We start from the raw sequence: 15,309 nt of genomic DNA on the forward strand, positions 1-15,309 counted from the left end.
AACGCGTCGGCCTTCTCCGTACCGCCCTTGCCGTCCAGCGACACACTCTGGATGTTGCCGTTCAGGTGCTGGTAGAACCACCAGCCGACACCGGCCGTGCCGAGCACCAGGAGCGACAGGCATACCGCGGCGATCTTCAGGATCCGCTTGCCGCGCCCCGCACGAGCCCGGCGCCGCGAAGGGCTGCCGGCATGTGAGCGGGAGGCTGCCCGGCCGCCCGGGCGCGGTCCGTCGGGCTCGCCCGTGCGCTGTCCGGGTACCCGGGCGCTGCGGTTGCGCGTGGCCTGGCCACCCGGGCCGTCCCAGGGGTCGCTCATCTACCCACTCCCATGAACGGTCGGGCTCGGCAGGCCGGGCCGTCGGGTGTGCGGCCGGGCAAGCGCGGCGGTACTCGAGCAGGCGGGAAGCGGTGGCTCCACCTGAATTGCGTGATTGCGCAATCTAACAAACCCGTGCCCCGAACAGCACGGATCCTGTGGGAATTCACAGGTGAGGGATCTCATGGAACGGGGAGCGGGCCCCGGTGGGCTCAGGCGTCGGCCCCGTGCAGCTGCCGTACGGGGGCGGCGGCGTGCTGCGAGCGCGCGGTGAGCTGTCCGACCAGCACCCGCATGACGGTCACGATGTCGGGGTCGTCGATGTAGTAGACCTGCCGGCGGCCCTCACGGCGGGAGCTGACGAGCCCGGCGAGCTTCAGCTTGGCCAGGTGCTGGCTGACCGCGGGCAGCGCACCGCCCACCCGGTCGGCGAGGTGCGTGACATCGCTTTCGCCCTGCGCCAGCGCCCACATCAGGTTCAGTCGGGCCGACGAGGCGAGCAGCCCGAACGCGGCGGCCGCCGCCGCCAGCACCTCGGCCGACGGGTCCTCGAAGCCACCGTTGTCCGCCACAGTCCTCTCCTGCCCCCGCCCACTTCACCGTTCACGCACGTTCGGGCACCCAGTGTAGGGGTCCGCCCAGGGTTCCCCTGGGCGGACGAGGACTGCGTGTGCGGTTACTTGACGTAGACCAGGCCGTCCGTGGTGACGGTGGGACGGCCGCTGGTGCCGACCACGACGATCTTGACGGTGTGCTTGGCGCTGCTGGACCAGCTCTTGGTCCAGATGGCCTGGCGGTACTGGGTGGTGGTGGACTTCAGGTCGATCGTGGCCGTCTTCGTACCGTCCGCGTAGACGTACGCCTGCCCGGAGGTGGAGGCGCGGGAGACCACCCAGGCGGCGGAGCGGCCGGTGAAGGTCCAGGTGAGGGCGGCACCCTTGGAGCCGCTGGAGTACGACGTGCCGCCGAGGTAGCTGGTGGAGGAACGGGTGGTCCAGCTGCCGGACTTGGTGGCGGAGGTCTCCTGCAGGATCACCGGCGTGTAGGACGGGGACGACGTGCGGTAGTTGCCCGCGTAGTCGTAGGCGCGCATGGACCAGGTGGTGGCGGTGCCGGACTTGGCTGTGCGCTTGGAGCTGGTGGTGGTCGGGCCGAAGGTGGCGGTCGTGGGGGACAGCAGCTTCACATAGCGCAGCGCGGCGTTGTCGGTGGACTTCCAGCCGAGGGTGACCGGGACGGCGGTGGTATCGACCGTGCCGGTGCGCAGCGTGAGATTCGGCGTGGTCGTGAAGGTTGGCGCGGTCGTCTCCGCCACGACGTTCAGCGCGGCGCTCGTCGTGGCCTTCCCGGACTGGTGGACGGCCCGGACGGCGACGGTGTGGCTGCCTGCGGCCAGTGTGGCGCCGGCCGAGGTGGCGTCACCGGACACGCTGGCCGCGGTCTCGCCGTCTACCAGCAGCTCGAATTCGGAGATGAGCGAGCCCGGCGTGGTGGTCGTCCAGTGCAGCGTGACGGCGCCCTTGGTGTAGTACGTCGAGCCGGCCAGGCCCGCCTTGTCGACCGAGGTGACCTTCAGGCCCTGCACCGGGCCGGCCGCCCAGGCGCGGATGGTGGGCAGCTGGGCGTAGAGGGAGCTGCCGGGGCACTGGGTGTTGTAGCCGTCGCGGTGCCCGGAGATCCGTTGGAAGGTGTACGTGTTTCCGGCGGTGAAGTTCGTGCCGAAGTAGTTGGTCTGGGTGGCACCGGCCGTCAGCTGGGCCGTCCCGTCGGGGGCGAGGCCGTACTGGCCGAGCTTCCACGCGGCCACACGGGCGATCGAGGCCAGCGCGGCGTCGGTGGCGCCGGTGGTGGTGAAGTCGCCGAGCACCGCGATACCCGCGGCTTCCCGGTTCCAGCCGTAGGTGTGGGCACCGAGCACCGGCAGGCCGACACCGCCCTTGCGGCCCTCGAAGACGGTGCCGCACTTGTCGACCAGGAAGTTGTAGCCGATGTCCTTCCAGCCGCTGACCTGCACGTGGTACGCGTAGATGCTCCGCACGATCGACGCCGAGTCGGTGCAGGAGTAGTCGTTGCTGCCGTCCGTGTGATGGACGAAGACGGCCTTGACGTCCGCGTTGTACTCCGGCGCGTCGGGGCTGATCGACTCGTCGGCGCCCCAGTCGGCGCGGGAGGTGATCGGCGGTTCGGGCACGGTGGACGGCGGCGCCGTCGGCGTGGTGGCCGACGTGCTCGCCGAGGGGGACTCGGTCGTGCTCGCCGAGGGGGATTCGATCGTGCTCGCCGAGGGCGACGCCGTCTCGGCGGCGAACGCGGCCGGATGGGCGTCACCGGCACCGGACTTGGTCTCGGCGTCGGTCACCACGCCCGGATCGACCAGGTTGACCTGCAGGCCCTTCGGCAACGGGGCGTTGGAGCCGTCCTGGCGGACGACCTGCGCCTGGACGCCGTCGGAGGAGCCGACCCACAGCGGCTCGGAGGCGCCGCGCACCTCGGCGTCGGGATGCTCCAGCGGGTCGACGTTCACCTCGAGGTCACGCCATGCGCCCCAGTCCCCCGTCTCCCTGCTGCGGGTGCGCACCTGTGCCGTGCCGTCGAGCCGCTTGGCGGCGCCGGTCCAGGACACACCGAGCATCGAGAACTGAGCGGTGTCGGTGCGGGGCAGCTCACGCTTGCCGTTCGCGGTGACCTTCAGTACGAGGTCGTAGACCTTCACCGGCCGCTTGGCCCGGTCGGCGCCACCCGAGTCCTGGGAGGGGCTGGCGACCGCGTAGGAGACCACTCCCCCGCCGCCCAGAACCACCGCACCAAGTGTCAGCCATGCCCGCCGTTTGAGGCCCAACGGTCTGTACGCATGCGCTGTACGACGGCTCACGGAGAGTCCACCCCCACAATCGGGCCGGGAACGGCCATAGAAGAACGCCACGTCAGGCCCACCTGCCACACAGGCAACCCATCTCGAAAGCGCATTCCAGTGGGTGATCATCACGGGTGGACGGGCTGAAGTGAGCCACGCCACACCTCACCGGCCCCAGCGAGATGATCTTGGTCTGGTAACGCCGCAATTGCCCGCAACTCCGCGGCCGTTCGCGGCGACGAACCCGTACAACCGGCCGAGCCCGCCGCCACGTTGACGTGCCCCTTGAAGCGCGTGCCGAGTTGAGTCCGGGTCAGGTCGTTGACGCGCCGGTGCGTCTTTAGGTCCCAGGTGTCGAGGGCGGTGCGGTTCCAGGTGCGGGTGATGACGACGTCGATCTTGTACTGGCGAGCAGTCCGGTCTCCGGGTGCCGAACGGCCCCACGGCCCAGGCCGCGCCCCGCACCCCCGACGCCTCCCGCCAACTGGCCGCCCGAGTACAGGCGTTCCCCCTCGGCGCGGTGTCCCTGCCGACCGGCCCGTTCCAGGAGAACCAGAGCCGCAACACCGCCTGTCTGCGCATCGTCGACATCGACGGGTTACTGCACACCTTCCGGCTGAACGTCGGGCCTGACCAGTACCGCCCAGCCGTGCGGCGGCTGGGCGGGACCGACCGTAGAACTGCGCGACCACTCCACCGGCCACCTCCTGTCCGGCCTCGTGCACAGGAGAGCCGACGAGGATGACGAAGCGGGACAGTCCCGGCGTGACACGTCCTCCGCGGCGACACCGACGGTGCCGAGGCGCCGACGTACGACGACAGCTCCTGGCGGGCGCTCGACCTGCCGCACGGCTGGAGCATCGAGGACCTGCCCCATGCCACCTCCACCGACGCGGAAGAGCCGGAGCGACACACCCGCCTGCGCCGCTTCGACCGGGGAGTCGTCCGGCTGGAGGCGGCCCCGGCTGAACCGGCGACCGGCCGACCGGGCCGCTGATCGGCGTTTCGGCCAACCTCGGTCCCGCTGCCTCCTGTTGTGCGGCAAGGGTCGGTGCATCGGGCACGCTCCGCGGTGGGCTCTGTGTCTGGGTTCCGGGCACGGCTGAAACACGTGTGTTCGATATCGGTGCCGGGTCGTTGAGCCACATGACCAGCCGGAGCGACCGTCAGGGGGATCACGTTGACCTCGGCCGACACACGCGATCAGCAGGACGCGGCACCTCCTCCGCCACCGCCGGCGGAGATCAGATACAGCGGGCAGTACTCGGTCAACCCGTTGGCCGAGGTGTCCTTCCGGCGGATGTGCGGGCAGATTCCCGCGGTACTGGCCCGGATCGGACGGCTGTCGTGGCGCACCGACCGGCGTGCGGTGCGGCTGCTGCTCGGCTGCCAGGTGGTGACGGGGGTGTCCGCGGCGGTCCAACTCGCCGCGACGGCAAGGGCGATGGGGTATGTCCTCGGGCCGGGCCCGGTCGGCGGACGGCTGGGCGCGGCCGTGCCGGCGCTGGTGGTCGTGGCCGCTGCTGCCGCGCTCGCCCGGGGTGCGGGCGCCGTGGCGACGTACGCCGAGCGCCGGATCACGCCGCTGCTGACGACGGAGACCGACAGTGCGCTGGTGGAGGCGGTCTGCCGGGTGGAGGCAGCGGCCTACGCGGTCGACGGATTCACCGACCGGCAGGAAGCGGCGGAGATGGGGGTGATGCGCACCATTGTGATGGTGGCCGACGCCCAGCGGTTCATGTCCGCGCTCATCCGCATGATCACCGCCAGCGGTGTCCTGTCCGTGCTGAACCTGATGATGCTGCCGCTGCTCCTCCTCGCCGTGCTGCCCGCGGGGATCGGTGCCGTCCTGACGGCCCGGGTGGACTACGAGATCCACTATGCCAACGTGGCCGACCGCAACGCACGCGGAATGATGCGCTGGTGGGCGACCACCGCGAAGTACGGGGACGAGGTCCGGGCCAACTCGATGACGGACTACCTGGTGTTCTGGTACCGGTCGCTGTCCGACCGGTGCGACCGGCGCACCCTCGCGGCGGCCCCGCGCACGCTGCGGATCGCGCTGCTCACCTCACTCGCCGGCGGGGTCTTCCTGGTCACCACCTGGGCGTCGCTGGCCTGGCTCGCGGTGACCGGCCGTATCGCGCTCGCGATCGCCGCCACCGCCGTCGTCGCCGTCCAGACCACCCTCGCCGCCCTGTCGCAGGTCGTCGTCAACGGCGCCGCCGTCTTCCACACCAGCCTCTACCTCGGCGACATGCAGGCCTTCCTGGACGACGCGGCCGCCCGCGCCCCGCGCCGGGGTGACCGCGCCGTCGCCGGCCCGGTCGAGGAGATCCGGCTCGACGAGGTGGTGTACCAGTACCCCGGCAAGGACAGACCGGCCGTGGACGGCGTCTCCCTCACGCTGCGCAGGGGGTCGATCCTCGCGATCGTCGGCGTCAACGGCTCGGGGAAGTCGACCCTGACCCGGCTGCTCACCGGGATCTACCTGCCGGACAAGGGCAAGGTCACCTGGAACGGCACGGACATCGCCCACGCCGACCCGGCGGCGGTATGGGCGAGGACCGGGCTGGTGCCGCAGATCTTCGCCCAGTGGCCGCTGCGGGTCCGCGAGAACATCACGCTCGGCCAGCCCCGCAGCCACGACGACCAACCCGTGTGGGACGCCGTCGACGCGGTCGGCATGCGGGCGGCGGTGGAGAGCCTCCCGGCCGGCCTGGACACCCTCCTCGCCCGGGAGATCTTCGGCGGGGCGGAACTCTCCGGCGGCCAGTGGCAGCGGCTGGCCTGCAGCCGTGCCCTGTACCGCCGGCCGGAGCTGCTGATCCTCGACGAACCGACCTCGCAGATGGATCCCCGGGGCGAACACGGCATCTTCGAGCGGATCAGAACCATCGCCGCCGACCGGATCACGGTGGTGGTCACCCATCGGCTGGAGAACACCAAGGTCGCCGACCACATCGTGGTGCTGGACGACGGCCGCATCACCGAGCAGGGCTCCTACGACGACCTGGTCCACGCGGGCGGTACCTTCGCCGAACTGCTGGCCCTGTCGCACGACCGCTGACGGGTCAGGGGCGGTCCGCGGCGGCCGGCCGCCAGAGCACCGACAGGTCCGCGGGCCGTACCCGCACCGTCACCGGCAGCGTGGCCTCCACCTCGCCGTCGGCTCCGTAGGGGACGGGGCGGGCGGCCTCGATGCGGATCTCCTTTCCGCGCAGGACCCGTACCTCGGGGCGGTGGACGTGGCCGCCCGTCTTCAGCTCGTTCATGAGGGCGAAGAACAGCCGGCGCGGCGCCTCGCGGATCATGACGATGTCCAGCAGTCCGTCGTCGACCCGCGCGCCTGGGGCGATGAGCCGGCCGGAGCCGTAGTAGGGGGAGTTGGCGGCCACGACGGTGTAGCCGCGGTGGGCGTGTGCCTCGCCGTCGACGGTGACGCGGTAGTCCGCCGGCCGCCAGGTGGTCACCGCGCGCAGGCCGCCCGCGTAGTACGAGGCGGCTCCGCGCAGCAGCCGGGCCTCGTTGGCGTGCCGGTTGGCCAGCGCGTCGACGCCTGCGTAGACGCTGCCGAGGACCACGGTGCGCCGGTGCACGGCCGACTCCACCTCGATGGTGTCGACACGGCCGGGCTCGGCGTGCAGGAGGATGTCGGCGAGCGCGGCCGGGTCGGACGGCAGGCCCAGCGCCCGGGCGAAGTCGTTGCCCCGGCCGGCGGGTACGAGGCCCAGGACCGTACCAGTGCCGCTCAGCGCTCCGCCGATGCCGCCGGCCATGCCGTCGCCGCCGACCGCCAGGACCACCCGGCCGCGCTCCCCGGCCTGCCGGGCGATGTCCTGGGCGTGGGCGAGGCTGTGGCTGTACTCCGTCTCCAGCTCGGCCCCGGCCTCGCGGAGCAGTCGGGCCAGATGGAGCAGCGATGCCGCCCCGGTCGAGTCGCCCGCGGTCGGGTTGACGACGGCGGTGAACTGTCGCATCGGTAGGCCTCCGGGCGATGACGAGAGTGACGGGCTGGGCGGGTGCGGATCAGTCGGTGGGCAGCAGGACGCCCGGGTTGAGGAGTCCCTCGGGGTCGAGGCTGCGCTTGACGGCGCGCAGGGCCTCGACGGCCAGGGGTCCGGCCTCCCTGACATACCAGTCGCGGTGGTCGGTGCCCACCCCGTGGTGGTGGCTGATGGTGCCCCCGGCGGCGAGTACGGCGTCGTTGGCGGCGTGCTTGGCGCGCGTCCAGTGTGCAACGGGGTCCTCGCCCTGGGCGCTGACGACCGTGAAGTAGAGCGAGGCGCCGTTCTCGTACACGTGGGAGATGTGGCACATCACCAGGGGCGGGGTGCCGGCCTCGGTGAGGGTGTCGGTGAGGGCGGTGCGGACCGCGGTGTACAGGTCGGGGATCCGGGACCAGAAGGCGGCTGTCTCCAGCGTCTCGGCGAAGGCTCCCGCGTCGAGCAGGGAGTCGCGCAGGTAGGGCGCGGAGTAGCGGCCGTGGGCCCAGCGTTCGCCCGGTTCGGATCCGATCAGGGTCCCGCCGGCGTCCCGCAGGACGGCCGCCGCCTGCTCACGGCGCTGGGCCGTGTCCTCGGCCGTGCCCTCGTAGCCGGTGATCGCCATGCATCCGGCGTTGCTCTCCAGCCCGGCGCCGATGGCGTCCGGCTGGGCGAGGCCGATGAGCGTCTCGGTCTCGTCGGACAGGCGCAGCACGGTCGGCCGGGGTCCGTCCTGGGCGAGCCGGCGCAGTGCCGCGGCTCCCTCCTCGAAGGAGGCGAACCGCCAGCCCTCGTAGACGCGCGCCTCGGGCAGCGGGCGGATCCGCACGAGAACGGAGGTGATGACGCCGAAGGCGCCCTCGGAGCCGAGGATCAGCTGGCGCAGGTCGGGTCCGGCGGCGGAGCGGGGGGCGCGGCCCGCCTCCACGGTTCCCTGGGGGGTGGCGAGGGTGAGGCCGAGCACCATCTCGTCGAAGCGGCCGTATCCGGCGGAGGCCTGTCCGCTGGAGCGGGCGGCGGCGAAGCCGCCGATGGTGGCCCACTCGAAGGACTGCGGGAAGTGGCCGAGGGTGAAGCCCTGTTCGTTGAGCAGGGCCTCGGCCTCGGGGGCGCGCAGACCTGGCTGGAGCACTGCGGTGCGGGAGACCGGGTCCAGGAGTTGCAGGCGGTTCATGCGACGCAGGTCCAGGGCGACGAAGGCGCGCCGCTCGGGGGCGAGACCGCCGACGACGGAGGTGCCGCCGCCGAAGGGGACGACGGCCAGGCCGTGCGCGGCGCAGGCCCCCAGTACGGCGAGGACTTCGTCGTGGGTCGCGGGCAGGACCACGGCCTGCGGGACGTCGGAGACGTCGCCGGCGCGCAGCCGCAGCAGGTCGGGGGTGGACTTGCCGCGGGTGTGCCGGATGCGGCTCTCGGCGTCCGTGCGGACATGCTCCTCGCCGCCGACGGCCTGGGCGAGCGCCTTCAGCGCAGCCGGGTCGGCCGTGGGCGCGGGCAGGTCGATGTCCTCCAGGGCGAGCGTCGGCGTGGTGCGCGGCTTGACGCCGAGCAGGTCGCGCAGCAGTCCGGTCACCGAGTCGGGCAGCGGTGCCGCCTTGGCCGGGTCGCCCCAGCCGTTCCACAGCATGTCCATCGAAGGGTCGTCCTCACAGATCGGTGTGCTCGGTTCGCGCGGCGGCGTCTCCGCCCGGCCCCCGGGGCGTTACACTGTGACACATGACGCCTATTCGTCACAACGGTGCAGACAGCTCTGGCAACGATCACGTGCTCGACGCGGTGCGCGACTGTGTGCTGGCCGTCGGGGTCCGCCGCACCACCCTCGCCGACGTGGCTCGTCGCGCCGGTGTCTCGCGGATGACGCTGTACCGGCGCTGGCCCGACCTGCGCACGCTGGTGGGCGATCTGATGACCCGTGAGTGGATCGACGTGGCCACCCGCGCGATACCGGAGCCCGCCCCCGGCACCGACACGCGCGGCCGGATCGTGGCGGGTCTGGTGGCGGGGGTGGAGGCGTTCCGCGCCCACCCGCTCTTCCGCAAGATCGTCGACGTCGATCCCGAACTGCTGCTCCCCTACGTGCTCGACCGGCGCGGGGCGAGCCAGGAGGCGCTGCTGGAACTGCTGGCCGGCGCACTGCGCGAGGGCCACGCGGACGGATCGGTACGCACCGCTCACATCGAGCGGCAGGCCCGGGGCCTGCTGCTGATCGTGCAGTCCTTCGCCCTGTCCCTGCGCACGATGACCGACGAGGACGATCCCGACCTCGACTCCGCCGCCCTGCTGGGCGAGCTGCGCACCCTTCTGGAGAGGACCCTGACGCCATGAGCCACCTAGAGGCCGTACGAGGCTCGTCCCTCAGCGCGGGTCGGCGGACCCGGGAACTGGCCGAGGCCACCGACGGCAGGGTCGCCGACGTCCTGGTCGTCGGGCTCGGCGCCACGGGGGCCGGAGCCGCCCTGGACGCGGCCGCCCGCGGTCTCGACGTCGTCGCCGTCGACGCGCACGACCTGGCCTTCGGCACCTCCCGCTGGAGTTCCAAGCTCATCCACGGCGGGCTGCGCTATCTGGCCTCCGCGCAGTTCGACGTCGCCCACGAGAGCGCGGTCGAACGCGGGGTCCTGATGACCCGCACCGCCCCGCACCTGGTGGCCGCCCAGCCGTTCGTGCTGCCGCTGACCCCGCTGGTGTCGCGGGCGCAGTCCTCACTGGCGTGGGCCGGGTTCCGGGCGGGCGACATGCTGCGGCTGGCCGCCCGGACCCCGCGGCAGGTGCTGCCCGCCCCGCGCCGGCTGTCGGCGACGGAGGCCCGGCACCTGGCACCCTCGGTGCGCGCGGCCGACCTGCGCGGCGGGCTGCTGTCCTGGGACGGGAAGGTCACCGACGACGCCCGGCTGGTGACCGCGCTGGCGCGCACCGCCGCCGCGCGGGGCGCCCGGGTGCTGACCCGGGTCAGGGTGCTGGAGTCGACCGGGACCGGCGCCCGTGTCCGCGACGAACTCACCGGCGAGGAGGGCGAGATCCGCGCCCGCGCCGTGATCAACGCCACCGGGGTGTGGGCGGGCGACCTGGTCGAGGGGATACGGATCCGGCCCTCCCGCGGCACTCACCTGGTGCTGCGCTCGGAGCGGCTCGGCGCGCTGCCGGCCGGCCTGCACCTCCCGATCCCCGGCGAGACCAACCGCTTCGTCCTGGTGCTGCCCCAGGGGGACGGCCGGGTCTACGTCGGACTCACCGACGAGCCGGTCGACGGCCCGATCCCCGACGTGCCGGAGGTCCCCGAGACCGACATCGGGTTCCTGCTGGACGTGCTCGGGTCCGTATTGGAGACGCCGGTACGCCGGGACGAGGTCGTCGGCGCCTTCGCCGGGCTGCGCCCCCTGCTGGACACCAGCGGGCACGACGACCCGGGTGACGCACCGGCCCGTACCTCCGACATCTCCCGCCGGCACGCGGTGCTGACCTCGCCCGACGGGGTGACCACCATCGTGGGCGGCAAGCTCACCACCTACCGCCGGATGGCGCAGGACGCCGTGGACGCCGCGGCCGAGGCGCGTGGCCTGCCCTCGCGCCCCTCCCCCACCGCCGCCCTGCCGCTGGTCGGCGCCACCGCACCGGACCGGCTGCGCGCCGTGCCCGCCCCCCGCCGTCTGGTCCGCCGCTACGGCACCGAGGCCCCGGCCGTCCACGCCCTCATGGAACGGGATCCTGCCCTGGCCGAACCGGTGCTGCCGGGGTATCCGGTCACCCGGGCCGAACTCGTGTGGGCCGCCCGGCACGAGGGCGCCCTCGACGCGGCGGACCTCCTGGACCGGCGCACCCGGATCGGCGTCGTCCCCGAAGACCGCGCCGAGGCGCTCGCGATCGCCGGGGAGGTCCTGGCCCAGGCCGGCACCCCGGCCTGACCAAGGTCAGCCGAGTGAACCGGTGTTGACCGGATCGCCGGAGCGCGGCCGGGGAACGGTGCCGCTCGGCGGCGGCTCCTCGCCCTGCTCCACCCAGGCCGTCAGCGCGGTGAACGCGGCGCGGTAGCAGGGCAGGATCGGCCGCAGCCGTTCCGGGAAGGTGTCGTAGAGGCTGTCGACGTGGGTGCCGCCCTCGATCCGGTAGTACCGGTGCAGCCCGGACCGGCCCTGCTCGGCGATCATCCGCGTGTAGACGTCGGACTGGACGGCGATGGGCAGCAGCGCGTCCAGGGTTCCGTGCAGCGTGATCATCGGTCGGCCGATGCGGCCGCTGAGCGAGATCCGGGCGACGGCGTCATGGACGGGCCGTGGCCGTGCGGCGTAGTCGTACGCGGCGTCGGACGGGCAGGGGGCGAGGATCTCCTCGGGGGTCGTACCGGCCGAGGCTCCGGGGCAGGCGGGGTCGTATCCAGGGTCGAACTCGGCGCGGTAGATCTTCTGGGTCAGGCCCCAGTACACCTTCTCGTGGTACGGCCACAGGAACTCCGACCCGCGCGCGAAACCGGCCGCGTACATGTCCTCGTCGTCGGCCCGGCCCAGTTGGCGGGCGACGGCGGTGGGCAGGAAGGTGAACAGGTTCGGGCCCTCGGGCCGCCACAGCGGGCCCTCCCAGTCGACGCCGCCGTCGTACAGCTCGGGATGGTTCTCCAGCTGCCAGCGGGTGAGATAGCCGCTGTTGGAGATCCCGGTCATGTACGTGCGGCGCGGAGCGTGTCCGTAGTGCTGGGCCACCACGGCCCTGGCGGCCCGGGTCAGCTGGGTCGTGCGCCGGTTCCACTCGGCGACGGCGTCACCGGGCCGATCGCCGTCGGTGTAGAAGTCCGGGCCGCAATTGCCCTTGTCGGTGGCGGCGAAGGCGTAGCCCTGGGCCAGCACCCAGTCGGAGACGAGGGTGTCCATCGAGTACTGCCTGCGGACGCCGGGGGCGCCCGTGACGACCAGCTTGCCGTTCCAGTGCTCGGGCAGCCGGATGACGAACTGGGCGTCATGGTTCCAGCCGTGCGTCGGGTTGAGGTGCGAGGAGCCGGGGAAGTAGCCGTCGATCTGCCATCCGGGCACGCCTGAGGGGTTCTGGGTGCCCTGAGCGGCGAGTCCGGCCCAGTCCGCCGGGTCGGTGTAGGGCGTGCCGGTGAGGGCACTGGTCGTCAGGTCGTCGAGGCGGGAGACCAGCTGCCGTTCGGCACCGGGGACCGTGATCCGGCGTCGGCGGGTGGAACCGTCGTCGGCTCGGGCGGCGGCCGCGGGCGTGACCGCCGATGCCGCAAGCAGGGCTGCGGACAGGAGGGTGGTTCGTCGACTGGGGCGCATGAGGCACATCGTTGGCTTGCTGCGCCGGGTCGGCCATGGAGGGAGCCCACACTCCGGTGGCGTCCGCAGTGGAGCCGACGAACATGTGACAGACATGAGCACGAGCCGGGGTCGCAGCCGGACGGGAACGGCGTCCGCCACGGCTGGAACGTGTGACCGTGCGGCGGCCACCGCGTGCGCTCAGGTACGGATCTCCCCCGGGTTCTCCGGCGTGGAGCACGGGACCTGCTGACGTGCGGCTGCTCGGGACAACCCCCGTGTCCCGGAGCCGGCTCAGGCGGAGCGCCGGGCCAGGCTCTCCAGGACGGCCACCGCCTGATGAGCGTGCTCGTACGGCACGAAGAGGTGGTCGTGGTGGAACCCGGCGACGACGTTGCAGCTCAGGCCGGAGTCGGCGAGTTCCCGCGCGACCGCGGCGGTCAGGCCCACCGCCTGCAGTGCCGAGTGGACGCGCAGGGTGATCCAGGCGGCCACGTAGTCGTACGCCAGCCCCGCCCCGTCCGCCTCGTCCAGCCGCGCCACCAGCGTGAGGCCCTCCTGCTCGGCGACCGTGACCACAGGGGTGATGCCGGAGGGCACGCCCCCCTCGACGGTGGTGAACACGTAGCGGCCCGGATTCAGCTCCGGATGCATCCCGCTGAGCAGCTTCTGCAGATCTCTCTCGCCGGTCATGATCCCCACGTTACGGAACGTGCTATCAGTGCTGCTCGAAATGGCTCGGTCTGTCGTCGTGGTCGACCAGACGGCCCAGTCGGGCGGCCCGCTCGCGGGGCATCAGGGTCCAGGTGCCGTCGGTGCGGCGGAGGGCGGCCGAGTGCCACGGGGTGGTCCAGGCGTCCGGGGCGTCGAGCAGGCGGATGCCGAACTTGGGGTCGCCGACGGGCTGGGGGTGGATGGACAGACGGACGGCACGGGGGTGGTGCTCTGCGATCAGGGCGCCCCAGGCGCGACTGCGCCGTATGACGCCGTAGGCCCGTTGACGGCACTCGCGTTGGAGGGCGGAGCGCGTGCCGGGGAAGTCGGCCGTGTCCTCGACGAGGAAGCGGGTGATGCCGCGGTAGAGGGCACGGGTGGCGTCGTCGGACCGGACCAGGGCACGCAGGTCCTCGGCCGTCGGGGCGTACCGGTCCTGCACGTGAGCGCGCTTCGCGTCGTACGGAAGAGCGCCGTAGACGTCCCGGAGGTCGAAGACCGACAGCCTGTCGAGGGCCAGGTCGCGCATGAGGGTGCGCAGTTCGTCGGCGTACGCGTCGATGTGCCGGTCGGGCACCCGGACGAGGTCGCCGAAGACGTGGCCGTCGGAGCAGATGACCACCCGGGCGCCGGGCGGGTGGATCCGCTCGATCTCGGTGCACAGGGTGTTCAGGAAGCGCAGGGACAGCCGCTCCGCCCGGTCGGGCAGGTGGCCGAGGACCTTGGCCGGGTTGGGTGACTTGCAGGGGAAGCCGGGCAGGGTGAACTCGAGGGGGGCGCCGTCGCGCACGAAGCCGGCGATCCGGCGCCGCTGGTGCGGGAACGCCTCGGCGGGGGCGGGGGCCCGGTCGGTCGTGCGGTGGTACGGCAGCAGCAGGTTCAGGATGTCGGTGCTGATGCGCGTGGGCGAGGCGGTCGTCAGCAGCATGTCGCTCCTTGGGAGGGCAGGTCTCGGTCAGCGGCGCCGGTCGTAGCCGACGGGCAGGTGGTGGGTGCCGCGGCCGAGGACGGCCGGGATCCAGGCGAGGTCCGCGTCGGCGACGGCGAGGCGCAGGCCGGACAGCCGGGCGAGCAGCGTGCCGAGGGCGATCTGGAGTTCGGTGCGGGCGAGTGCGGCGCCGGGGCAGAAGTGGATGCCGTGGCCGAAGGCGAGGTGGGGGTTGGGGCTGCGGTCGAGGTCGAGGGTGTCGGGGGCGGCGAAGCGGCGCGGGTCGCGGTTGGCGGCGCACAGGGAGACGATCACGGAGTCACCGGCCGGGATCGTGGTGCCGTGCAGATCGCTGTCCTCACCGAAGAAGCGCCAGGTGGTCAGCTCGAAGGCGCTGTCGTGGCGCAGGAGTTCCTCGACCGCGCGGGGCAGCAGATCCGGGGTGTCGCGCAGGCGGGCGAGCTCGTCCGGGCGGCGGAAGAGGGCGATCAGGGCGGTGGTGATCTGGTTGGTGACCGGTTCCTGGCCGGCCACCAGGAGCTGGAAGATCATGGAGTCCAGCTCCTCCTGGGACAGTTCGCCCCGGTCCCGGGCCACGACGAGCCGGCTGAGCAGATCGTCTTCCTCGTGGTCGCGCTTGTGGGCCACGACGTCGGCGATGTAGCTCTGCAGGCCGTGCAGCCGGGCCTCGTACGCGGGCCGCCCGGGGTCGGTGGGTCCGACCGGCTGCACGACCTTGCCCCAGTCGCGGTCGAAGCGGTCGGCCAACTCTTCCGGGAGACCGATGACTTCGGCGAGGACCTGGAAGGGGAAGGGCGCGGCGAAGGCGCTGACGAGGTCCGCGGGGCCGGTCTCGGGCAGCGCGGCCACGAGTGCGTCGGCCAGTTCCTGGAACCGGGGGCGCAGGCTCTCGATGCGGCGCGGGGTGAAGGCGTCGGTGAGCAAGCGCCGCATTCGGGTGTGTCCCGGCGGGTCCTGGTGAAGGAGATGGACCTGAAGCTGAGAGTGCTGCGGCTCGGGCATGATCGAGGCGCGGGCGCGCCAGCGGTCGTTGCCCCGGTCGTGGTTCTTGCCGAGCCGGTCGTCACCGAGCGCGGAGTGGGCGGCGTCGTAGCCGGTCACCAGCCAGGCCTGTACGCCGCTGGGGAAGAGGACGCGGTGGACCGGGCCGGCCTCGCGCATCCGCTCGTAGAGGGGGTAGGGGTTGCTCTTGTAGGTGCAGCCCGTCAGCGGGACCGGGTCGGGGAGTGTCGTCATCGGG

The 15,309-nt window shown here is 72.4% G+C and carries 12 protein-coding genes and 1 pseudogene; 4 read left to right on the forward strand and 9 right to left on the reverse strand.

The features are described 5' to 3' along the window. The 3 genes and pseudogenes from ACWC5O_RS41340 to ACWC5O_RS41350 form a co-directional block, all read right to left on the reverse strand. Positions 1-317 (reverse strand): annotated as a pseudogene (locus ACWC5O_RS41340) (LCP family protein); the annotation flags it as partial. A 212-nt stretch (positions 318-529) separates the two neighbouring features. After that, the gene (locus ACWC5O_RS41345) at positions 530-889 is read right to left on the reverse strand and encodes an ArsR/SmtB family transcription factor (RefSeq protein WP_450781217.1); all 360 of its coding nucleotides are present in this window, start codon (positions 887-889) and stop codon (positions 530-532) included. Between the two features lie 104 nt (positions 890-993). Then, positions 994-3,117, reverse strand: a complete 2,124-nt coding sequence (locus ACWC5O_RS41350) for an N-acetylmuramoyl-L-alanine amidase (protein WP_450591697.1) — start codon at positions 3,115-3,117, stop codon at positions 994-996. Positions 3,118-3,598: 481 nt separating this feature from the next. Between ACWC5O_RS41350 and ACWC5O_RS41355 the strand changes: the two genes are divergently transcribed. Together ACWC5O_RS41355 and ACWC5O_RS41360 are read left to right on the forward strand one after the other, a co-directional pair. Further along, on the forward strand, positions 3,599-3,916 hold the full coding sequence (locus ACWC5O_RS41355; RefSeq protein WP_450781218.1) for a hypothetical protein: 318 nt from the start codon (positions 3,599-3,601) through the stop codon (positions 3,914-3,916). Between the two features lie 435 nt (positions 3,917-4,351). Further along, a complete protein-coding gene (locus ACWC5O_RS41360) occupies positions 4,352-6,241 on the forward strand; it encodes an ATP-binding cassette domain-containing protein (RefSeq protein ID WP_450591699.1) in 1,890 nt (629 codons plus the stop codon). Positions 6,242-6,245: 4 nt separating this feature from the next. Here ACWC5O_RS41360 and ACWC5O_RS41365 read toward each other — a convergent pair whose 3' ends face one another. Beyond that, on the reverse strand, positions 6,246-7,151 hold the full coding sequence (locus tag ACWC5O_RS41365) for a YegS/Rv2252/BmrU family lipid kinase (RefSeq protein WP_450591700.1): 906 nt from the start codon (positions 7,149-7,151) through the stop codon (positions 6,246-6,248). Between the two features lie 49 nt (positions 7,152-7,200). After that, positions 7,201-8,790 carry an FAD-binding oxidoreductase gene (locus tag ACWC5O_RS41370; protein ID WP_450591701.1) on the reverse strand — a complete coding sequence of 530 codons (1,590 nt, stop codon included), beginning with the start codon at positions 8,788-8,790 and terminating at the stop codon, positions 7,201-7,203. 83 nt (positions 8,791-8,873) lie between these two features. Here ACWC5O_RS41370 and ACWC5O_RS41375 point away from each other — a divergent pair, with 83 nt between their 5' ends. After that, positions 8,874-9,482, forward strand: a complete 609-nt coding sequence (locus ACWC5O_RS41375; RefSeq protein ID WP_450591703.1) for a TetR/AcrR family transcriptional regulator — start codon at positions 8,874-8,876, stop codon at positions 9,480-9,482. Then, positions 9,479-11,059: a glycerol-3-phosphate dehydrogenase/oxidase gene (locus ACWC5O_RS41380; protein WP_450591704.1), complete on the forward strand. Its 1,581-nt coding sequence runs from the start codon at positions 9,479-9,481 to the stop codon at positions 11,057-11,059. The genes ACWC5O_RS41375 and ACWC5O_RS41380 overlap by 4 nt, the downstream gene beginning before the upstream one ends. 6 nt (positions 11,060-11,065) lie before the next feature. Here ACWC5O_RS41380 and ACWC5O_RS41385 read toward each other — a convergent pair whose 3' ends face one another. From ACWC5O_RS41385 to ACWC5O_RS41400, 4 genes are all read right to left on the reverse strand, one after another. Continuing rightward, positions 11,066-12,427 carry a tannase/feruloyl esterase family alpha/beta hydrolase gene (locus tag ACWC5O_RS41385; protein WP_450591706.1) on the reverse strand — a complete coding sequence of 454 codons (1,362 nt, stop codon included), beginning with the start codon at positions 12,425-12,427 and terminating at the stop codon, positions 11,066-11,068. 273 nt (positions 12,428-12,700) lie between these two features. Continuing rightward, on the reverse strand, positions 12,701-13,099 hold the full coding sequence (locus tag ACWC5O_RS41390; protein ID WP_450591707.1) for an ACT domain-containing protein: 399 nt from the start codon (positions 13,097-13,099) through the stop codon (positions 12,701-12,703). A gap of 25 nt (positions 13,100-13,124) precedes the next feature. Then, positions 13,125-14,048, reverse strand: coding sequence for an L-tyrosine/L-tryptophan isonitrile synthase family protein (locus ACWC5O_RS41395; RefSeq protein ID WP_450591708.1), 924 nt, complete (start codon positions 14,046-14,048; stop codon positions 13,125-13,127). A gap of 27 nt (positions 14,049-14,075) precedes the next feature. After that, positions 14,076-15,305, reverse strand: a complete 1,230-nt coding sequence (locus ACWC5O_RS41400) for a cytochrome P450 family protein (protein WP_450591710.1) — start codon at positions 15,303-15,305, stop codon at positions 14,076-14,078. Positions 15,306-15,309: the final 4 nt, after the last annotated feature.

The sequence above is a fragment of the Streptomyces sp. NPDC001450 genome (assembly GCF_053597295.1).